This window comes from Sporosarcina sp. FA9 (assembly GCF_051550205.1).
Classification (GTDB): Bacteria; Bacillota; Bacilli; order Bacillales_A; family Planococcaceae; genus Sporosarcina.
Genome location: NZ_CP188819.1, coordinates 2,825,977 through 2,848,447, shown reverse-complemented (window position 1 = coordinate 2,848,447; position 22,471 = coordinate 2,825,977). Strand labels below are relative to the sequence as shown.

The 22,471-nt window shown below is 33.0% G+C and carries 18 protein-coding genes and 1 other RNA gene; 17 read left to right on the top strand and 2 right to left on the bottom strand.

Annotated elements, in window-relative coordinates; genetic code table 11:
- The first annotated feature begins 6 nt into the window (after positions 1-6).
- The 15 genes from ACP8HH_RS14455 (at position 7) to ACP8HH_RS14385 (ending at position 17,782) form a co-directional block, all read left to right on the top strand.
- Positions 7-1,236 (top strand): glycosyltransferase, encoded by a 1,230-nt coding sequence (locus ACP8HH_RS14455; RefSeq protein ID WP_438312459.1) that lies wholly within the window; start codon positions 7-9, stop codon positions 1,234-1,236.
- Positions 1,237-1,502: 266 nt separating this feature from the next.
- Complete coding sequence (locus ACP8HH_RS14450) at positions 1,503-2,516, top strand: EpsG family protein (RefSeq protein WP_438319195.1); 1,014 nt, start codon at positions 1,503-1,505, stop codon at positions 2,514-2,516.
- A 52-nt stretch (positions 2,517-2,568) separates the two neighbouring features.
- Positions 2,569-3,696 (top strand): glycosyltransferase family 4 protein, encoded by a 1,128-nt coding sequence (locus ACP8HH_RS14445; protein ID WP_438312458.1) that lies wholly within the window; start codon positions 2,569-2,571, stop codon positions 3,694-3,696.
- Positions 3,697-4,113: 417 nt separating this feature from the next.
- Entirely contained in the window at positions 4,114-5,001 is an 888-nt protein-coding gene (locus tag ACP8HH_RS14440; protein ID WP_438312456.1) for a lipopolysaccharide biosynthesis protein, read from the top strand.
- Positions 5,002-5,263: 262 nt separating this feature from the next.
- The gene (locus ACP8HH_RS14435; RefSeq protein ID WP_438312454.1) at positions 5,264-5,935 is read left to right on the top strand and encodes a glycosyltransferase; all 672 of its coding nucleotides are present in this window, start codon (positions 5,264-5,266) and stop codon (positions 5,933-5,935) included.
- Between the two features lie 43 nt (positions 5,936-5,978).
- Positions 5,979-6,587: a sugar transferase gene (locus ACP8HH_RS14430; protein ID WP_438312452.1), complete on the top strand. Its 609-nt coding sequence runs from the start codon at positions 5,979-5,981 to the stop codon at positions 6,585-6,587.
- 211 nt (positions 6,588-6,798) lie between these two features.
- Positions 6,799-7,932 carry an aminotransferase class I/II-fold pyridoxal phosphate-dependent enzyme gene (locus tag ACP8HH_RS14425; RefSeq protein ID WP_438319193.1) on the top strand — a complete coding sequence of 378 codons (1,134 nt, stop codon included), beginning with the start codon at positions 6,799-6,801 and terminating at the stop codon, positions 7,930-7,932.
- A 734-nt stretch (positions 7,933-8,666) separates the two neighbouring features.
- Positions 8,667-8,894, top strand: a complete 228-nt coding sequence (gene secG, locus ACP8HH_RS14420; protein WP_438312450.1) for a preprotein translocase subunit SecG — start codon at positions 8,667-8,669, stop codon at positions 8,892-8,894.
- Between the two features lie 65 nt (positions 8,895-8,959).
- A complete protein-coding gene (locus tag ACP8HH_RS14415) occupies positions 8,960-9,706 on the top strand; it encodes an alpha/beta hydrolase (RefSeq protein WP_438312448.1) in 747 nt (248 codons plus the stop codon).
- A 67-nt stretch (positions 9,707-9,773) separates the two neighbouring features.
- Entirely contained in the window at positions 9,774-12,080 is a 2,307-nt protein-coding gene (rnr, locus tag ACP8HH_RS14410) for a ribonuclease R (RefSeq protein WP_438319191.1), read from the top strand.
- A gap of 52 nt (positions 12,081-12,132) precedes the next feature.
- Positions 12,133-12,600, top strand: a complete 468-nt coding sequence (gene smpB, locus ACP8HH_RS14405) for an SsrA-binding protein SmpB (RefSeq protein ID WP_381536161.1) — start codon at positions 12,133-12,135, stop codon at positions 12,598-12,600.
- 94 nt (positions 12,601-12,694) lie between these two features.
- Positions 12,695-13,054: a transfer-messenger RNA gene (gene ssrA, locus ACP8HH_RS14400) on the top strand.
- Between the two features lie 164 nt (positions 13,055-13,218).
- Entirely contained in the window at positions 13,219-14,193 is a 975-nt protein-coding gene (locus tag ACP8HH_RS14395; protein WP_438312446.1) for a tyrosine-type recombinase/integrase, read from the top strand.
- A gap of 358 nt (positions 14,194-14,551) precedes the next feature.
- Complete coding sequence (locus ACP8HH_RS14390) at positions 14,552-15,859, top strand: hypothetical protein (protein WP_438312443.1); 1,308 nt, start codon at positions 14,552-14,554, stop codon at positions 15,857-15,859.
- 723 nt (positions 15,860-16,582) lie between these two features.
- Positions 16,583-17,782 (top strand): hypothetical protein, encoded by a 1,200-nt coding sequence (locus tag ACP8HH_RS14385; RefSeq protein WP_438312442.1) that lies wholly within the window; start codon positions 16,583-16,585, stop codon positions 17,780-17,782.
- A 525-nt stretch (positions 17,783-18,307) separates the two neighbouring features.
- Here ACP8HH_RS14385 and ACP8HH_RS14380 read toward each other — a convergent pair.
- Both ACP8HH_RS14380 and ACP8HH_RS14375 read right to left on the bottom strand, forming a co-directional pair.
- Complete coding sequence (locus tag ACP8HH_RS14380) at positions 18,308-19,180, bottom strand: HNH endonuclease family protein (RefSeq protein WP_438312439.1); 873 nt, start codon at positions 19,178-19,180, stop codon at positions 18,308-18,310.
- Between the two features lie 96 nt (positions 19,181-19,276).
- Positions 19,277-20,059, bottom strand: a complete 783-nt coding sequence (locus ACP8HH_RS14375; RefSeq protein ID WP_438312436.1) for a DUF262 domain-containing protein — start codon at positions 20,057-20,059, stop codon at positions 19,277-19,279.
- A 363-nt stretch (positions 20,060-20,422) separates the two neighbouring features.
- Here ACP8HH_RS14375 and ACP8HH_RS14370 point away from each other — a divergent pair, with 363 nt between their 5' ends.
- Both ACP8HH_RS14370 and ACP8HH_RS14365 read left to right on the top strand, forming a co-directional pair.
- A complete protein-coding gene (locus ACP8HH_RS14370; protein ID WP_438312434.1) occupies positions 20,423-21,337 on the top strand; it encodes a hypothetical protein in 915 nt (304 codons plus the stop codon).
- A gap of 460 nt (positions 21,338-21,797) precedes the next feature.
- Positions 21,798-22,436: a hypothetical protein gene (locus tag ACP8HH_RS14365; RefSeq protein WP_438312432.1), complete on the top strand. Its 639-nt coding sequence runs from the start codon at positions 21,798-21,800 to the stop codon at positions 22,434-22,436.
- Positions 22,437-22,471: the final 35 nt, after the last annotated feature.

Genomic DNA, 22,471 nt, shown 5'->3' with positions numbered 1-22,471 from the left:
AAACTAATGAAAGTAGTACAAATAAACTCAGTTTGTGGAGTCGGTAGTACAGGTAGAATAGCTGTAGATATAAGTAAAAAATTAAACGACAGCAATATAAAAAATTATATCCTCTATGGTGTAGGTAATTCAGTATATCCTAATGGAATAAAAATTGGAGGAACAGCCAACATCAGGAGTCATCAACTAAAAACGAGATTGCTTGGTAAACATGGCTTTTATTCCGAATTAGCTACAATACAAATGGTAAATAAACTAGAAGAAATAAAGCCAGATATTGTTCATTTACACAATTTACACGGTCACTTTTTAAATGTTGAATTACTATTTAATTATCTTTCAAAAGCAAATGTTGAAGTTATATGGACTTTACACGATTGCTGGTCTTTTACGGGGCATTGTGCGCATTTTGATCACATTGGTTGTGAAAAGTGGAAAACGGGTTGTGGATCCTGTCCTCAATTACATTCTTATCCAAATAGTTTAATATTCGATCGATCAAATGAGGCGTTTATTGATAAGAGAAGACTCTTTACTAGTGTAAAGAATATGACTATAGTTACTCCTTCTAAATGGCTTTCTGGAAAAGTTAAACAGTCTTTTTTAAATGGTTTTCCTATCATGAATATAAATAATGGAATAGATTTAAATATTTTCAAACCAAGGGAAAGTAACCTAAGAGAAAAATATAACTTAACAAATAAGTTTGTCATACTTGGTGTGGCCGGTAATTGGGATGAAAAAAAAGGTATTAACGATTTTATAGATCTATCTGAAAGAATAAATAGAGATGAAGCTATAATATTAGTAGGATTAACCAAAAAACAAAAGGGAAGTTTACCCAGGAATATAACAGGAATTACAAGAACCCAAAATATTAACGAACTGGCTGAATTTTATTCAGTTGCAGATGTTTTTGTTAATCCAACACTTGAAGATACCTTTCCTACTACAAACATAGAAGCTTTAGCATGTGGTACACCTGTTATAACCTATAGAACAGGTGGTAGTCCTGAAATAATAGACAAGAAAACTGGTATTGTTGTCGAAAGGGGAAATATTAGTGAACTAGAAAGAGCGATAAAAAAAGTAAAGAAAAATGGAAAAGGTGTTTATAGCCAAGAATGTATAAAAAGAGCAAAGAATAATTTTGACAAATATAATAGATACGAAGATTATATTACATTGTATAGGAGTAAAATAAAACAACCTAATACAAATAATTTCGTTAACTGAAAACTAGTATAGATATATGATACTGTCATCATGATTTGCTTCCGAAGTTTTTTAACTTGCTTCGGCAGAAGTCCTCTACTTCTATAAGTGGGGGATGAATGCCGGAAAAGTATTTCAATCAGAGGGAGTGAAAACTCCCGACGCAATCATGCCGAGATCTAATTGACTATTTTCTTTGGATTAGGAAAGTATCATGTGCTTCTAAAATACTTTTTCTGTGGGTGGACTAATTGATAATATATTTATTCAACTTAATATCCATCATCATGATAGGAATATTGCTTTTGAAATTGTACAAAAATACAACCTTAAAAAAAGTGTATTTTATAATTATTATCATTCAGTTGTCATTAATTTCGGGACTACGGGGCTATGATGTAGGCTCAGATACAAATAACTACATTTCATATTTTAATACACACTCATACATGAGTTTACAACAAGTTCTTTATTCTAACTTTGATATTGAAAGGGGATATGTCTTTTTAGAGTTTTTGATATCTAAAATATCTAATGACCCCACTGTATTGTTTTTAATCATAGCTTTATTTTTCATCTTTGCGGTCGGAAGAATGATATTTAAACATTCATCAGAGCCCATATTAAGCTTCATACTATTTGTTTGTTTAGGTTTCTTTTCACTGTCTATGTCAGGCATGCGACAGATTGTAGCACTTGGTTTTATTATTTTGAGTTTCGAATTTATTAAGAAGAGAAAGGTTTTACCTTTCATATTAATAGTGTTAATTGGATCATTATTTCATTTATCTGCATTAGTGTTTTTACCTGCGTATTTTATTGCATATAAGAAATTTACAACACCCTATATCATATTTGCTGTAATGCTCATTCCAACAGTATATATATTTAAAAATTCCATATTCGGGATTTTAAGTACCTTTTCAGGTTATGAATATGCCGCATACGAAAATGCAGGACCTTATACATTATTAACTTTAATGATTCTTATATTTATTGCGGGAATAATACAGATTAAAAGCATAATAAAAAAAAATAGAGATAATATAGTATATTATAATTTTCTATTAGTTTCGATTTTACTAGCAATCATGACGTTTATAAATCCTTCTGCTTTGAGAGCTGCTTACTATTATTTTATTTTTATAATAATTTTTATTCCTGAGATCATTTTATCTTTTCAAGACAAGAACATGAAAATTTTATTTTATTACATTTCAATTGTTTTAGTAATTTTACTATATTTAAAAAATCTAAATCTAAATTCACCTTATGTTCCTTATGATTTTTTTTGGAAATAAAGTACGAAAGGTATATTTTGAAAGGAAAGTATTTACGAAAGGAGTGAAAGGTATGCAAAAAAAGTTAGTGTTTATTAGTAATATGGCAGCGCCCTATCAAGTAAAGTTTTGTTATTCATTACAAAGTTATTTTGATACGGAGTTTTGGTTTTACGTAAAAAGAGAAGCTGATCGGCCTAAGTGGTGGGAAATCCAACTTGGGGAAAAGTGTAAAGTGTTAAAAATGTCAGGAATAGTACCAAAGATTGGATATTATTCATTTGGGGTTTTTTATGATTTAATTCGATTTAATCCCGATATTATCGTTCTTGGTGGATTTATGAATTGGCATTGGCTTATATTAAGATATGCAAAAATTTTTAAAAAGAAGGTGATTTTTATGAGTGAATCACTAAGGTTTGTAAAAAATGATTATGATGAATCAGATACTTTGATGACACAAGAAAATTCGAGTAAGGCCTTAAGGAATATTAATAAGGCTTTCAATGGTGCGGATTTATATCTTGGAATGGGTGCTATAGCTAAAGATCAGTTTATTAAGGAGATAGGCTTCGATAAGGAAAAAGTATCGACGATTAATTATCCTCAGGATATCGAAGAGTATTTTAAGCATCCTATGAGATTAAAAAGAGATGATGAAAATTACAGAATCCTTTTTGCAAATAGATTAATTGAGAGATATCACCCCCTTTTTGCATTGAAAGTTTTCAGAAAAGTAAATTCGATGTATCCGAATACAGAACTAATAATGAACAGTGAAGGACCACTTAAATCAAAATGCATTCAGTATATTAATGATGAAAAAATAAAGAATGTTTCATTTTTGGGGGAGATTAATTCTTGGGACAATATGCACTTAATATATAAAGGTGCAGACATCTTAGTTCTTCCTGCTACTTATTCAAATGGAAATGGAACAATTATTGAGGCAATGGCTTCAGGAATGGGAATTGTTATAAGTAATAAAATTAATAACGTGGAAAGACACTCCATAGATAAAGAAAACTGCTTCATATGCGATTTAAGGGTAGAAAGTTTTGTAAATGCCATATCTACGTATATAAATAACCCTGAACTATTCAATGAACATGGAATAGTAAGTAGAAAATTAGTAGAAGGAAGAAAAAATAAACATCTAGCAAAAAAGTATTATGAACTAATTGAAAGCCGTTGTAATTGAATGAATCATTCGAATACAAAAACAATCTTGAAAAACAATCTAAAAAATATTAAAAACTCATTATATTTTTTGGCGCCATCAATTATCGCACTACTCATTAATATTTTCACTTTTCCCATCTTTTCTAGAAATATGACTTCTCATGATTTTGCTGTTATCGGTTATTTCGAATCTATAAGCCAAATATTTCTCCCGATTATGAACCTGTCTTTTTATTCTTATTACATGAAAGACTTTTTCAAGCGAACCCCCGAAGAAAACAAAACTGTACAGGTAACTTTAATGCTTTTCCTTAGTGGATCAAACTTAATACTCGTTAGTTTAGGTTTGTTCCTATTATTCACCTATTTCGAACTAGCCGGAGTAACTTTCCCTTTATTTCCGTATGCATTGTTATCGTTATCTAGTATATATTTTATGACATATGCAGCATTTTTAGGGATTGAATATAAAATGAGAAAAGAAGGTTTGAAATTTTTTGCACTCCAAACTATCAGCATTTTAATTCCAATATCCATTAGTTTATATTTGGTTGTACTTCTAGGATTGGGTGCAATTGGGAAAATGGCAGGAGTATTAGTATCACAGGTGATAATTGGTGTTTTTGCTTTTGTAACATTATATAAAAAAACCGAATTTGACTTCCAAATAATAAAAAAAGCCATAGCTTTTGGCTACCCACTTATCATAGTAGCTTTATTGGATTTTCCAACACTTTATCTTGATAGTATAATCCTGGAAAGACAAAATAATGTAAAAAACTTTGCACTTTATAGTATAGGTTTAAAGATGGCTGGTATTATTTTCATGTTAGGATCATCGATTTATCAGGCTTTTGAACCAGACTTTTACAAGTTTGTATCACAAAAAAAAATAAAGAAGTTTACTCAGGCAACTGCATTAGTATTTGGTTTCATCTTTGTTATTAATATTTTGTTTACAATTGTTTCAAAACCTGTAATTTCATTGCTAACAAGTGGTAAATATACTGAAGCTTATCAATTTGCAAACTTAATAATTTGGAGTAATTACTTTCTTTTATTTTCATATTTATTAGCAGTTATTATGATTGTACAAAATAAAACAAAGTTACTAATGTATAGGAAATTGATTTTGGCTCCCATAGGAATCATATTGTTTATACTATTCATTGATCGATGGCAGTTTATTGGCGCAGGTTATGCAAAGATAATAATTAACCTTTTAAACTGCATACTATTACTATACTTTATCATATCATCATCTGGAGGAATTAAAAATTTTAACAAAGTTGTTATATCAACACTACTAAATAAAAGCATCTGAAATTGCGTCTCAGATGAATATTGACTAAATGGATTACAAAAAGAATCGTGAACTATTAACATGTGGTTTCAATAATGTAAGAATTGGCATTAGAAAATTTAGCGAGGGCTGACGAACATTAAGTTACAGGTGTCTTTTAATGAGAAAGAAGAAATGGAAAAGCTATTTCTATTAGTTCTCATAAGGGCATTCCTGTTCTTAGAGTTCGCACAGAGAATTTAACGAAAACGAAGCTTGTAGGGAAGGATATAAGACATTTCTATTGAAACACAATATAGAAATAAAAGAACGGAAAGTAGAGGTCAATCCAAATACGATTTTGCCAAGTAATTTAGTGGAACATGATAAAGATAATGAAATTAGACGGTCTTTTGGCATTCCCATTGATTCTACTCTATTCATATATGAAGGAAATCTAGGGAAACCACATGGGATTGAGTTCCTTCTAAAAACAATCAATCACTACAGGAATAATAGGGAAGTTTTTTTCTTGATCGTCGGTTCTGGTACAGAATACAGTGAAATTGAAAAATACGTAATAGATATCAAACCTACTAATATTAGGTTAGAAAAATATATCCCTAAAATACAATACGATGTCCTTGTAAAATCATCGGATATAGGGCTAATCTATCTCGATAGTCGTTTCACTATTCCAAATATACCATCAAGATTAACAATTTATATGGATAATGCGATTCCTGTACTAGCAATTACGGATAAAAACACTAATCTTAAGGAAATAATAAAAGCTGCCGACTGCGGATATTTCTTACCATCTGGGGATATGGAACAGTTTATAGTTGTTATGGAAAAGATCTTACATGGAAAAGAAAAACTACCCGTACTAGGGAGAAATGGAAGACGGTATTTGAAAGAAAACTTCCACGTATCAAATTCATATCGTATCATTATGAAACATTTTATTGGTTGAATTATTTAAAAATTATAAATGATTGGAGATGTGGATATTCCAAATGGCTAGAATATTGGATATTATTGTCAGCCTATTTGCTCTTGTAATTCTATCACCTATTTTCCTGTTGATTGGGCTACTCATCCGCTTTGAAACAGGTTCACCAGTTTTATTCAAACAAGAGAGGCCTGGATTGTATGCAAAACCTTTTATCATGTACAAATTTCGTACGATTACAAATGAGTATGATGAAAATGGTGAAGTCTTCTCAAATGAAATGGGAACTACCCCACTTGGCCAAATTCTAAGAAGGCTAAGTTTGGACGAATTCCCACAACTTTGGAATGTATTATGTGGTGAAATGAGTTTAGTTGGTCCAAGGCCATTACTGATGGATTATTTACCTTTATATAATGATAGACAGGTGCTGCGTCATGAAGTACGGCCAGGTGTTACAGGCTGGTCTCAAATTAATGGTCGAAACTCAAAAAGCTGGGAAGAAAAGTTTGAGTATGACGTATGGTATGTTGAAAATCGTTCGTTTTGGTTGGATATTAAAATCTTGTTTCTTACGATTATTAAAGTTGTGAAATCAGAAGGGGTAAATAAGTCAAGCACTTCTTCAATGGAAATGTTTACTGGAAAAGACAAGGCTCCTTTAGAAGAATAATCCAAGGTTAATGGAGTAGAGATAGGAAATGAATATATTAATTTATAGTATAGATATTAGGGTAAGTTGGCACAGTATTTTAACAGGTAACTAGGCAAAGATGAAGGAAAAGTGATGATGAAGTACGGTGATATATTAAATCTGATAAATAAAATAACAATAGAAAGCAGGTTGGAAATTGAATGAACGTATTTTATTATCTACCCCACATATGAGTGGAAATGAACAAAAGTATATTTGCGAAGCATTTGAAACGAATTGGATTGCACCTCTTGGACCGAACGTAGATGAGTTTGAGAAGGAGTTTGCGACTTATGTAGGAACTGAAGGGGCAGCATCATTGTCGTCGGGAACGGCTGCCATTCATTTGGCGCTTGAGCTCATTGGTATTGGGCGAGGCGATATAGTATTCTGTTCGACACTAACTTTTGTTGCAAGTGCAAACCCGATTCTTTATTTAGGGGCGGAACCCATATTCATCGATTCTGAAGAAGAGACTTGGAATATGTCTCCGATAGCTTTGACACGTGCATTGGAAGAAGCACAAGCAAATGGGAAACTTCCGAAAGCGGTTATAGTAGTTAACTTATATGGTCAAAGTGCTAAGTTTGATGAATTGCTGGAGATATGTAATGAGTTTGGTGTTCCAATTGTTGAGGACGCTGCAGAATCACTCGGCTCACTTTATAAGGGAAAGCAAAGTGGTACGCTCGGTCACTTTGGCATTTATTCATTTAACGGCAATAAAATCATAACGACTTCAGGTGGAGGGATGCTTGTTTCCAATGATCTTAATGCATTAGATAGATCACGGTTCTTGTCGGCACAGGCAAGGGACTTAGCATCGCATTATCAGCATAGTACTATCGGCTATAATTACCGTATGAGCAATATCCTAGCAGGCGTTGGCCGCGCGCAGCTTCAAGTGTTGAATGAGCGTGTTAAGGCAAGACGTCAGGTATTTGACCGCTACGCTGAAGCATTAGGTAGTATTACTGGTGTGCATTTTATGCCGGAATTGCAGGGAACCTTTTCGAACCGTTGGCTGACGGCACTAACATTGGATCCTAAAGTAATTCAGATAACACCTTTTGATCTGATAAAAAAATTAGAGCTGGAAAATATTGAAGCTCGACCTGTATGGAAACCACTTCATTTACAGCCTTTGTTTGAAGCATGCAAGTTCTACCCCCATGAAGAAAGAGTTATTGTTAGTGAAAAGTTGTTTGCAGAAGGACTTTGCTTGCCGTCGGGATCGAATCTGACGATACAACAGCAGGATAGAATAATAATAATAATTAAGCGTTTACTCATGACTCAATTATTGCAGGTCGAAATCGGTTAATAGGTGCTGATATTACTGGCCTATCGTCAATCCGTTGCTGTAGGTGTTCTTCGACGAGAAGTTTGATTTCAGACCTTCTTGAAAAGTTTGATCAAATACTGTCATTATTTTTAAGCGTAATTAATTTGGTTCGAAAGTTGAGTTGTTAAATCTGAAATGTTAATAAGGTAAACAATTCCATTAATGTCTCTTTATATTTGTAAACTGTTAGTAAAAACCACTAGAACCTTATTACATTCGCCATCCTTCTATTGTTTGAAAACGTATTCCATTTTGTCTTAGAATGATGTTGTCTGTTTTTCCATATACCTAACCATAGCAGTAATCACGAGACTTGGAAGTGATACTTCAAACTGTTTGGTGTATTGAATTTATATTCCACACACGTACAAATAATAGTAGATTTACAGTAATTGCAGAATTTGATGTTGAACTATTTATTAAAATATATATTCAACTGCGAAAGTCGTATAATCCTAGTTCACATTAGGTTTTCAATTCAAGAGAGTCCATAAAATTGAAAGTTTCATTTACCTTACTTTAATCGAGTGATTATCCTGATGTATAAATGATAGTGGCGATATTATACAATCTTGGAAAGTTAAAACAGTAATGTTTTAAAATATACCTATAGCTCTTTTCTACGGCCTCTATTTTCACAATAGCTTGTAACTCTCCCCTCAATTTGGTAAAATAGAACTTGTTGTGAAGTTCTTTTCAGGAGGTGGAACACAATGCATGCTTTACTGTTGATACTGCTCGTAATCGTAGCACTTTCACTAATCGGTGTTGTTTTATTGCAATCGGGATCAAGTGCGGGTCTTTCAGGAGCAATCTCCGGAGGAGCTGAACAGCTTTTCGGAAAACAAAAAGCACGTGGTTTAGATTTGGTTCTTCAAAGGGTAACAGTAGTACTAGCGGTTTTGTTTTTTATATTGGCTATCGCCATAATGAAAGCATAATTTAATATATTACAATCGTCTGACCTTCCGTATGGTCGGGCGTTTTTTTTACGGAGGGATACGATATGAGAGTATCACAACCAAAACCATTTTTTATTGAAGAAGGAAAACGGGCTGTTTTGCTATTACACGGATTCACTGGCACATCAGCGGACGTTCGAATGCTTGGTCGGTTTCTTGAGAAAAAGGGGTACACATCCCATGCACCTCATTATAAAGGACATGGTGTGCCGCCTGAAGAATTGATACATACTGGACCCGAAGAGTGGTGGGAAGATGTCCTACAGGGGTATAATAAATTAAAAGATGCCGGATATGACGAAATCGCTGTTGCGGGATTGTCACTTGGAGGCGTATTTTCATTGAAGTTAGGGTATAACATACCATTAAAGGGCATAATCACAATGTGTGCACCAATGACAATGAAAACAACAGATGTAATGTATTCCGGTGTACTCAAATATGCCAAGGAATATAAGAAATTCGAACGAAAAAGTGAAGAAGTAATTGCTGATGAGATGAAGAAATTGCAATTACAAGAAATGCCTTCACTTACTGATTTACGAGAACTTGTATATGATGTACGGAAGAATGTGGATACTATTTATGCACCTCTTTTCGTTGTTCAAGGATCTCTAGATGATGTCATTGAACCCGAGTCCGCGACGGTTATTTATGAATATGCGGAATCTGTCGTGAAACAGATTAAATGGTATGACAAGTCAGGTCATGTGATTACGCTTGGTCCTGAAAAAGAGATGCTGTATGAAGACATATATAAATTCCTCGAATCACTCGATTGGAGCGTGTGAAAAATCAGGAAATAGGCCATGCTAAATAATTGAAGGAGGGATGAACTTGGATAAATATGAAATTGAAATGCAGCAGCAGAAGTTGTTGTTAATGATGAAAGAAGAAGTATATAAACCGCTAACTGTGCAAGAAATCCAAGAAATGCTGGAGTTGGAAAATGCGGATGAGTTTAAGGAACTTGTTAAAATGCTTGTTCAACTGGAACAAAAAGGTCATATAATACGATCGAGATCAAATCGATATGGTGTTCCCGAAAAAATGAATCTTGTGCGTGGTAAATTTATCGGTCATGCAAAAGGGTTTGGTTTTGTCGCACCAGAAACAGAAGGCATGGATGACGTCTTTATACCACCCAATGAGGTAGATGGAGCTATGAACGGCGACATCGTACTTGTACGTGTTACAAAAAGTAATTCAGGAGACAGACGAGAAGGAACCATTATTCGTGTTGTTGAACGGAAAACGACTAAGGTTGTAGGAATGTATCAAGACAATAAAGGTTTTGGCTTTGTTATTCCAGACGATAAAAAACTTCCAATGGATATATTCATCGGAAAAGGAGATTCGCTAGAAGCTGTCGATGGACACAAAGTTGTTGTGGAAATCACGAAGTTCCCTGAAGAATCTAAATCCGCAACGGGGATTGTTACACAAATCCTAGGTCATCGTAATGATCCAGGTGTAGATATATTATCAATAATTCATAAACATGGAATTGAAGTTGAATTTCCAGAAGATGTTCTGAACCAAGCTAATAAGATTCCTGATGAAGTTCAGGAAAAGGATTTGTTTAAACGACGGGATCTTCGAGAAGAAATGGCTGTTACGATTGATGGAGCCGACGCAAAAGATCTTGATGATGCAATTTCGGTTATTAAAAATGATGATGGGACCTATATCCTGTCCGTTCATATTTCAGATGTCAGTTATTATGTAACTGAAAACTCACCTATGGATGCTGCTGCTTATGATCGTGGCACGAGCGTTTACTTAACGGACCGAGTGATTCCGATGCTCCCACATAGACTCTCAAATGGAATTTGTTCTTTGAATCCAGGAGTTGACAGATTAACATTGTCTTGTAAAATGACCATTAATCAAAGTGGTAAAGTGATCGCCCATGAAATATTTGAAAGTGTTATCCGTTCAAAAGAACGAATGACGTATACAGATGTCTATAAAATTGTGGATCATAAAGACGAAGAGCTCATGAAAAAATATGAGCAAGTCGTTCCGATGATTAACCATATGGCAGACCTTGCAGACATTTTGAAAAGCAAACGAATGGAACGCGGGGCAATCGATTTTGATTTTAAAGAATCAAAAATAATTGTGAACGAAGAAGGATGGCCAACGGATATAATTGTTATCGAACGAACTGTATCAGAGCGTTTAATTGAAGAGTTTATGTTGGCTGCGAACGAAACAATTGCAGAACATTTTCACTGGTTGAAAGTACCTTTCATTTACAGAATTCATGAGGACCCTAAAGCAGAAAGACTACAACGCTTCTTCGAGTTCTTAACAAACTTTGGAATAGTAGTAAAAGGATCTGGAAACAAAATTCATCCTCGTGCATTACAAGAAATTGTTGAATCCATAGAAGGGTTACCAGAGGAAGCTGTCATTTCTACAATGCTTCTACGTTCTATGCAACAAGCAAAATATTTTGATGAAAGTATTGGTCATTTTGGACTTTCAACAGATTTCTACACACATTTCACGGCACCAATACGTCGTTATCCTGACTTAATTGTTCATCGATTAATCCGAACGTACTTAATTGAAAACGATGTTTCTGCACAAACAGTTGCTCATTGGGGTGCACGATTATCCGAAATTGCGGCACATACTTCAGAACGGGAACGTCGATCTGTTGAGGCTGAGCGCGATACTGAATCACTGAAAAAAGCTCAGTTCATGCTGGACAAAATAGGTGAAGAATTTGAAGGAATTGTTTCTTCGGTAACGAACTTTGGTTTGTTTGTAGAATTAGAAAACACAATTGAAGGTCTGGTTCATGTTAGTTATATGACAGATGATTATTACCGGTTCGACGATCGTCAAATGATTATGATTGGTGAACATACCGGAAAACAATATCGTTTAGGTGATGAAGTGACCATCAAGGTTGTTGCTGTAAAACCTGAAGAATCGGCAATTGACTTCGAATTGGTTGGTATGAAAAAGTCATTCCATCGTCCAAGTAGAGAAACACCGAAAGTGATTCATGCAAGCAGGAAAAAAGACGATGGTAAAAAATCCACATCTCAATCAAGTAGTAATAAGAAAAGCGGTACAACGGGTAAAAAGCAGAAGTTTTATGAAGGCGCCGCAAAAAAATCCAAAAAAAATACGAGAAAAAGAAAATGATTTTGGATTCATGCAGTACGTTACGTTAAGTGCCTGTAAGGAGGGGAAGTAAATGGCAAAAGGAAAAGGGAATGTTGTTGCAAGAAATAAAAAAGCCTATCATGATTTTGCTATTGAAGAAACCATTGAAGCTGGAATTGTTTTAAATGGTACTGAAATTAAATCGATACGTAAAGGCAAAGTACAGCTAAGAGAGGCATTTATACAAATTCGAAATAACGAAGCATGGATTATTAATATGCATATTAGCCCATATGAACAAGGGAATCGCTTTAACCACGACCCTGTTCGAACAAGAAAGCTTTTGCTTCATCGGAAACAAATTGATAATTTGCTTGGACAAACAAAACAACAAGGTTCTACAATTGTTCCAATTATGATGTATTTGAAAGACGGTTTTGCAAAAGTGTTGATTGGGATTGGTAAAGGTAAGAAGTTGTACGATAAACGCCATGATCTTAAGAAGAAAGAAGCCAAAAGAGATATGGATCGTGCTGTCAAAGCAAATCAGCAATCTTGATTTTTCCCGAAAAATAGGATATAGTAAACAATGTAGTACAGTTCAGATGCCTTTTAATGAACGTTTAAATAGGCAGTCCTGACCTTCCCATTTAGGGGACGTTACGGATTCGACAAGGGTAGTCTAAGCTTGAGTTGCGCGTCGGAGGGCTCGGCTCCGTCAGAAACGGCACTTATAATAACAGGCAAAACAAACAACAACCTAGCATTCGCAGCGTAAGCTGACTGAATCTGCCTTGTGGTGCCATCGCCCATGTGGTATTGCAAGGCTCACTTATTAGTGGGATACGACGACTGTTGCCTTCTGAGGCAGTCGGAAGAGATTCTCAGAATAGCGTACATGACGCCCTGATTGCCGGCAAATTGATATGCGAAACCCAGTAGACAATCTATACGCGTAGACGCTTAAGTGTTGGGGCCTTTGGACGCGGGTTCGACTCCCGCCGTCTCCATAGAAATATGGCTGATAAATGTAGTCGTATCAACGGTTTTATAGAATAGGGATATTGGACGGGAGTTGAACTCCTGTTCAATATCCCTTTTCTGCTCCCTAAGGAAAAGTATTATATTTAATGGTTCATAGACCTGCTAATCACAAATTGATTGGGAGGTTTTTTGTATGTCTAGAAGTAGAAAGCATGGAGTATTTGCGGTAAGTGGTGATGTTGTTATTATGCCAACGAAAGTAAGGTCATTAGAACGAGAAGGTATGAAAATTGAAATAGCTCTTGAAACAATATTTCAACAAATGAGAATTGCTGGGAACAGACCACGCACAATAGATAGCTATCAATACATCTTTTTACAGTTTTGCACAACATGCAAAATTAAGTATGTTGAGGACATTACAATGGATACACTCTATCACTGCCTTGATGTATTAAAGGTTAGTCCTGCAACTAAATTGATTCGATTAAAGTCAACGAAGGCAGTTCTTAGTAAGTTCTTTAACAATGGTTGGATTAAGGAGAAGTTTTGGAATAATATTCATATCAAAATCGATAAAGAGGTAAAAAAAGGAGCAAAGGAATCTGATATTGACAAACTATTAGAACTCATAGACCAGACCTCATTTGTTGGCTTTAGGGATGCAGCAGCGATTAAGTTGATGTGTAAAACGGGGATTCGCATACGCACTTTAGGTGAGCTTAAGGAGCGTCATATCGACTTTGAAAATCTTTTTCTTAATCTTGACGGCTCGACATTGAAAAACCATAAGTTCTTAAAGTTGCCAATCGATAGAGAGCTTGCAGATATACTTAAAATGCTTATCAAATTAAATACTGGAATCCGCTCACATTTTAGCACAGAGAATCACAGTGTATTCATTACGCAAAATGGTTTGCAAATGAACACTACTAAATCATCGAATTGTGCAATTTCTAAGCAGCTTAACAAATATGCAAAACGATTTGGATTAGAGAATATAAATGCACATGCGATACGAAGGGGATATGCTAAGGGTCTATTAGATAAAGGGGCAAACATTGCTTTAATTTCGAAAGCACTTGGCCATAGTGATTTGGCAGTTACTACACAATATTTAGACTTAGATGTTGAGAAGGTCGCATCTGATTTAAGAGAATATCTATAACTTTCAATCGACTACGCATAATGTAGTCGTTTTTTTGTAGGGGAGGGGGCTATTTTACAGGCAATGATGATTTGTAAACTGACAACAGTGGCGGAACTAATCAATACGAAAACCCCTATTCGATATTTTGCGATACGAAAAATAAATAATAATACTCATTTTTAGAGTTTTCGTGTGATTTATCATTTCTAAACTACCTTAATATATAAGAGGTTATTTCCAAACCAATTATTGTATTTATGAAATTTATATTCAGATTGGTTTCCAAGGAGAAGTAAAAATGGTGCTATATTAAAAATTTAGAATTGATATTCAAGTATAAAGCAACCAAACAAATAATTAAAAAGGGGAATAAAAAATGACGACAATCAATGTTGTAGACGCACCATGTGGATATGGTAAAACTTCATGGGCAATTCAATACATGAACAGTATGCCGAATGAAACACATAAATTTATATATGTAACTCCATTCTTAGAAGAAGTTGAGAGAGTGTTAAGTGCAGTTACTAATCGACAATTTTTCGACCCTATGGCAAGGGATGGCAGTACTAAACTAGACGATTTGCACAATATATTGCGGGAAGGTAAAGATATATGTACTACACATGCATTATTCCAGATGGCAAATCATCAAACAAGAGAGCTATTGAGTGTAAATAAATACACTTTAATTTTGGATGAAGTCATAAATGTAATTGAACAAATCAGATTAAGAAAAGACGATTTGAAACTATTAATTAATGCAAATGCTGTGAGTATTGTTAAACGGGAAAATGGACTCAACTATGTAAATTGGAATGAATGTCTGGAATCTGATACTAAGTATAATGACATTAAGAATATGGCATTTACCGGAAATCTGATGTACGGTGATAAATCTGCCCTGATATGGAACTTCCCTTGTGAGATTTTTTTATTATTTGAGAACGTTTTTATTCTAACTTATCTGTTTGGTGGGCAAATCCAGAGAGCATATTACGACTTGCACAGGGTTAAGTATATATACTTATCTGTCAAGGTAGTTGAGAGTATTTATGAATTAGTTCCCTACGATAAAAGAGTAGTCTATGATAAAGAACTGCTACGTGAAAGGATTATTATCCACGATGGAAATCTAAATGATATCGGTGAGAAAAGAAATAGTTTTTCAAAGGCTTGGTTCCAGAAACCTTCCAATAAAGACTCCATTACTAAACTAAGAAACAATGCCAGGAATTACCTAATGAATATTTGCAAGGCCACAGGAGATGAAGTTATGTGGACAACGATAAAAGGAGATAAAGTGAAAGGAGACAAAGGCAAAATCATGATTAAAGTTACCCCTAAGGGATATGCAAATTCGTTTGTTCCGATGACTTCTCGTGCAACCAATCAATATAAGGATAGAACCTATCTTGCTTATCTCGTGAATAGGTACATGAATCCTATAGTAAAGGACTTTTTCGAACAAAATAATGTAGTAATTAATGAAGAAACTTGGGCATTATCTGAATTAGTTCAATGGCTATGGAGAAGTGGTATTAGGGACGATAAAAAAATATCTGTTTACATCCCAAGTAAAAGAATGAGGGAGCTGTTTGTAAAATTTCTTAATAGTGAGGTATACGAAGAAGCCCCAGAAAATGCAATTACAAATCAGCCACCAAGCGATTGGCATTTATAGGAGTGTCTAGGCAACGGTACTGCCTAAGTACAGTAGAAAAACATAGTAAAAGTCTGTCTTTTAAAATTAAATCCTTAAGAGAAAGGGATACAAAAAATACTAGTGCAAATAAAGAATGGGAACATAAAATAAGAATTATTTTGTTTAAATAAACGTAATAATGGCTACAAAAATATACAACAACGAATAATATACAGATGTGACGTTAAGCGCAGCGTACGACACATAAACAAGCTTAAGCGAAGCTTAGGCGCGTTAGTAGGCACCGACTTGTTCGGTGTTCATTCTAGTTTACAAGTATCCTGTGTCATGGTACTAACTATAATTAATAGTTTCTAGTATTTAAAATAATAGATGTAACATAAAGTGCCTGCCGCCTACACGCTTCGCTTTGTAGTTGTTTCTGAACAAAAAGCAAGCTTTTATGTTCAGTTGGATTATTATTTATTTCCCAGACTAATTCCAATTGGGAAATATGGATTACAGGTGTTTAATTTACTTTATTAATCATTAATGCTATGCTTTATATTGTATGAATTTAATTAATTTAGTGAAATACAACTTATTATGGTAGGTGGGCATTTTGAATAGCGGAACCAAGTTAATTTATACAGAAAAACAATATACTTTTAAAAAACCAGAATGTCCATTAGGCATTCTGGTTTTTTAATTGCAAAAAACGAAGGATACTTTATTGAGTATTAAAAATAAGGAGGCAATCTAATGGACGATTACCATAGAAATTATTACTTAAATCACTTAAAGAAGTACAGAAGTGAAGATTATATAAATGCGTTCTTGAGTATTACAAAAGATGGTGGTAAGTACCTTACAAAGAAAGGGTTTGATGAACAATCACCTATAAGTAGTGTAAGTATAATTAAGGGATTAAATATTTGTTGGAAGGACTTGTTAGAAAGATATGACAAGCTAGAAGAATTATTTGACTATGCTGTAGTCGAATACAAAAAACATGCATATAAGAATGGAAAAGCAAATTCCACTAAGTTTACAAAGGAACATCCCTATTTAAAACAGTATACATTTTCAAATGTTATCGATATTAAAAAAGTTAGACAGGCTGGGGGATTCATTAATAATAGCTACAATGGTCAGTACAATGAATACCTTCTGAAAAGACATTTCAAAAAAGTAAAAGAGATAATTGGAGATATACCCTCAGTCTCACAATTTATTAAATATGGAAAAATTCTGCCATCAATTTATTGTGATTACTTTGGGGTTGAAGGGCAAAGATGGGAAGAGGTCTTGGAGATTATAATAGAAGACAAAAACGAACTTGAAAGACATTTAATCTCAAGGGATTTATTATATAAGAAGATTGCAATAGAAAATTTAAGAAAATATCAAATCGAGAATACTATATCTTACACTGTTTTGGAAACTGAATATAAAAAGGTATTTGACTTTTTTTATACAAACTACGGAACACATCCAACGAGAAGATTATTTAACGAACACTCGGTATTCAGTGACATGACTTACAGAAAGAAATTGAAGTTGAGATGGAGTGAAGTTGCAAGTTACTATGGATATACTTTACAAGAAAGAAATGTAACAGAAAAAGTATTTTTAGAAATATTCAAGAAAGTCATAGAATGTGATTATAAAAGAAACGAATCATGGTCGTGGCTTATAGGGGTAAAAGGAAAACGTCTATATTGTGATGGATATTTTAAAGAACTAAATCTAGTCGTTGAATTTGATGGAAAACAACATAGAACTCCAGTACCCAATTTTGGAGGAAGAGAACGATTCATAAGAGACCAACAAAATGATGCCATTAAAGAAAAGTTAGTTAAAGAGAATGGTTATAAATTTATGAGAATATCGTCAAAAGAGAGATGGAAAGATGTTGAGTATTTAAAGAAAAGATTGAATGAGTTAGGTATTTATTTATAAAGGTTTGCAATGGACTTGTTTTTTCTTCTTTTAATCAGTTTGGGGTAATTATTAAAAAGATGTTAATAAGTATTTTTAACATAAATGACCTTATAATTATAAAATCATTTAAGACTATGTTTTTTTATATTGAGCACTAGTTGGATAATTAATATAACTGATAAATATATACAGTAAGACATATACTTCCTAGTTATTTTAATTATAAATACACAGCTATAAGTATTGCGGACAATAAAGCCAGTATGTGCGGGAATGTGCGCTACTGATGATTACCGTCACAATATATCACGCAATACAGCACCAATGTACGTACCAATACTTCAACTACATACCGACTAGGCATGAAGCACAATTCCAGCGTATGCCCTTAAGCGGCATACACTAGATAACAACTTGACACTGAGCCTTTCCCAGTCACGGTGTATCTATAGTGGCTCTTCGTTCCGCAAAGTGTGGCTCTAATCTGGGCAAAGGTTGGCTCAAAATTCCGCTAGAACGGCTTAATTCATCTGCAATAATCAGTTATTTTCCTTCGATACCCCAATAAGTTTGAGCAAATATTATTAGACTTTCTGTTCTATCGTTTATGGAATTATAGTTCCAATCAGAATACTTATGACCAATTTCTTTAGCAGCGTTTATGTCACTTGAGTTATAAATATCTAACTTAGTTTTAAAGCAGAAATTACTGGCTTTTGAGTTTAGTTTTGTAGGGAGTAGTATCAAGTTACCAATAACGTGTCTGTAATGGTCTTTATTTCTCAATACCTTTCCTTTCCATTCATCAGAATCCTGTTGTGGATAAATATGTTCAATAGTATTTTCAATATTTTTTGACCATATTACATCCCAATTTCTTTCAGAGAAATAATAGTTGTCAGTCTTTGAAAGCTCTTTTTCATACTGATAAAGAAAATACCTTAATTCTTGGTTCCAAATTCCGTAAGACTTCTCTTCTTTTAAGATTCTGCCAATATCTTTCCAAGAGTGTTGAAGAGCAATTTCTATAAGCTTTTCTTTAGTTTTAACAAAGCGAACATTAACATATTTTATGCTATCTTCATAATATCCCATAATGAAATGTCCTAAGCGAACATATTCTCCAACTAGATGTCTACTATCTTTTCTATACAATCCAAATACTCTGAATGTCGTTTTTTCCCAAAGCTCAAGGAGTTCCTTTTCTTCTTCTATGGTTATATGTCCAGAGAGTTTAATTGCGACTTGTAGGAAACGGGCTTGTTTTACTTTGTTGACAGCCTTTTTCTTAACATTTTGTTCGATTAGCTTCAACTGATGAGTTACATCGTATAACCATTTTGATATTTCTAATACGTTCTCAATATCCTCTAAACAAATCCTTTTAAAGTAATCCATTGCAGCATCAATTTCCATTATTCTGCTAGATTCTTGAGGATTATATATTGTGGCGGCAAAGGTTACAATATCTTTACCATCAATATTAAGTACTCCGATTTCTTCATATATTTTTTACCAATATTCCCGAAGCCAATGAAGTTTATCTTCGAATATTATTTTATTATTATTGGATTGTTCAAAAGCAATTCCCATAAGCATGCTTTTACATTTATCCAACCAGTCAACTGCTAAACCTCTACTATTTAAAACCTCAAAGACAGTATAAACAGTAGCTTCATCCTCAAGAATATGAAGAATAAAATATAAATCATTTCTTAATAGAATTAATAAATCTATGATTTCATATTTGGAGCACCATTCGTTGACAAAACTCTCACAATCCTTAAAACCGCTATTAAGAGCTTTCGCTGCATGGGTTTTAATTTCATTGGGGTATGTACCATGGATTAGGTATTCCCTAAGAATCGTTGAACTTGAATGGTTAGTTTGGATTAATACTAATCTTTTATTATCATCTTTAACTAATAAGTCTTTGATATAATTTATTGACCGATTATATTTGTTGCCGTGATTAATTTTATTAAATTTCTTTTCAACTGCTTTTAATAAGATAATTAATGTTGTTATTCGTTGTTGCCCATCTACAATATTTAGCACATTATATAATTCGGTATCAAAAGCTTCATTCCTATTTTCATTGTGACAGACAACTGTTGCCATAAAGTGGCTTTTTCGATTATCACTATCATTAGTCCCATGAAGTTTTTCTATGTCATTAAAAAGGTCTTTCCTTTGTTTTGTGTCCCAGCTATATGCACGTTGATAACTTGGGATTTCGAATAACCGCTTTTGTAATAAATCATCAAAGCTAAGATATTTAGGTGTTAAAGTCATAAAATTATCTCCTCCCTTTTGAAGTAAAATAGTTCCATAAATTCAATTATATCATAAAAAAATATCTTTTTAGGTAAGTAAATTTAAGATTGTATTACCTAGAAGATACTACAAAATAGTTTAGTGCAATTAAGATATATAAATAAGCTATTATAGAGAAATACGTACAAAGTAGTCTAACTAAAAAAAGGAAGAGTGATGAAATAAAAAACTAGTAAATGAAATCACGATTTTATGTACTATGAGATTCGTTATGCTTGTTTTAAACATTCTAGTAGAAATTAATAATGCTATAATAGGGTTTAATAAGAAATAAGAAGTGTATTTCAAATATTTTATAATTTATTAGAAAAGAGGAGTAAAATGCAAAAAAAATATGAAGAAAGAATCGTAGCATTTATTGATATATTAGGTTTTAAAAATATTGTAGAGCATTCAAATAAAGCATTTGAAATTATGGATATAATTATCGAGTCAAAAAAATTTTATCAAAAGGTAATGTATGAGGTTTCTGAACAAGAGATAAAAGTTACTATGTTCTCGGATTGTATTGTAATTTCCTCTCCCGCAAGTATTGGTTATTTACACTTTTTGCTAGACATACTGAAGAATATGCAAGCAGAACTTATTCAAATGGGCATATTAATTCGTGGAGGAATTGAAATAGGAGATTGTTTTCATGAAAAGGAAACACTTTTTGGACCAGCAATGAATAAGTCTTATGAACTTGAAAATAATGTAGCAAATGTCCCTAGAATTGTGTTATCAAAATATTTAATAGAATATATAAATAAATGGGATTTATCGGAAGAAAAAGCTCTTGAACTTAAACATAATGAGGATATTAATTTTTACTATGGTTTTAAAATGGATGGTATTTCTGAAAGTTATAATAATTACGAAACAACATCTTCTGAAATATACAATAAATTTATTTTAGAAGACAGTGATGGATATTATTTTTTGAATTATTTAGAGTCAGTTATTGGTAATTGTACTCATACTAAAAGCTATGAACAGCAAAAAGTATATAATACTGATGGTAGTATACATGAAACAACTTTTGATGCACACGATACCTTTTCTGATGATATGTTTAGTGGTGTAATTGTTCCATTACAAAAGCTTATAAAAAAGAATTTAAAAGGTAACAGTATGAGCATTAAACTTAAATATTTGTGGTTGCAGGAATACTATAATAGAAGTATTGACAGAGAAAAACAATATTTCAGTAAAGGATACGGGGAGAAATTTTTATCTAAATTATATTTAAGATAACAGGACCCATTTATTATTAATAGAATTAACATTACAATGTTAGCACCTTTATTTAGCTTCTGCGGAGGTATCTAGACATTAAGTTAGCATTTATGCATTTATTAATTGCGAGGTTATGGAGAGGAAGCTATAAAAAACTTTTATGGTAGCAGGATGGTAAGTCAATAAGATACATAAGTAAGTTGTTATCGATCGGTACTGGAACGTTATATAGGTTGTTGGAGCGAGAGAGCTTGCGTTAAGAGAAGAAGAATTAGCATCATTTTAAGTTCATATATATTAGGACTTTTTTTGTTTTTTTAGTAAATCTAAATGCAGTAGAACTTCTGATAAATCCATTTTAATTTTCATTTAAAAACTCCCTTTTCCTTTAAGCAAAAATCATGTATTATGGGAATAATTGGGAAAACACTAAATTATATAGTTTGATTAGAATATATAAAGAAAAGATGTGTTTATAATGTATTTAAAAACTCTAATTGGAGTGCTATTTATTGCGTTTACAACATTTGTAGCACCTCCTGTAGCAATTATTTGGCAAAACCATAGAATCAAAGAAGGAAAATTGGAAAGTGAATTAATTAATATAAATGAATATATAGGACTATATACAACTTATTTAATGATAGTAACTCCAATATTTTTAGCATTTGTTGTATTAATATCAAATTGGATTCGTGAAGAGAATAAAAATATGCGTGAAAGGAATAAGCAAGAACAGCAAAGTATTGAAAAAGTAAAACACCTTTTTCAATACTTCGTCAATATAGAAGCATATAGGAATATTGAAATATTGATGAAAAAGTATCCATGTTTGCTGGATTTTCTAAATTTACAAAGTCAAAATGAAATTATTAACGACTACATTATAGATACAAAGGGTTTATATGAAGATAAAGAATTTAATTTTGTAAAGACAGAGAACTCTAGTTTTATTACCGACCATTCGCAAATGATAGTAATATTTTATTCATTTTTGAAAAGATGTGAGAACGGTTTAAATATAAAGTTGCTTGATAGTGAAGAGGCTAAACTTTATCTACATTATCTAAATAATATGATAAGTTACAGCGGTTTCGATATTTCGGGTGAAGGATGAACTAAGGGGAAATTAGTATTATTCACATATAACCT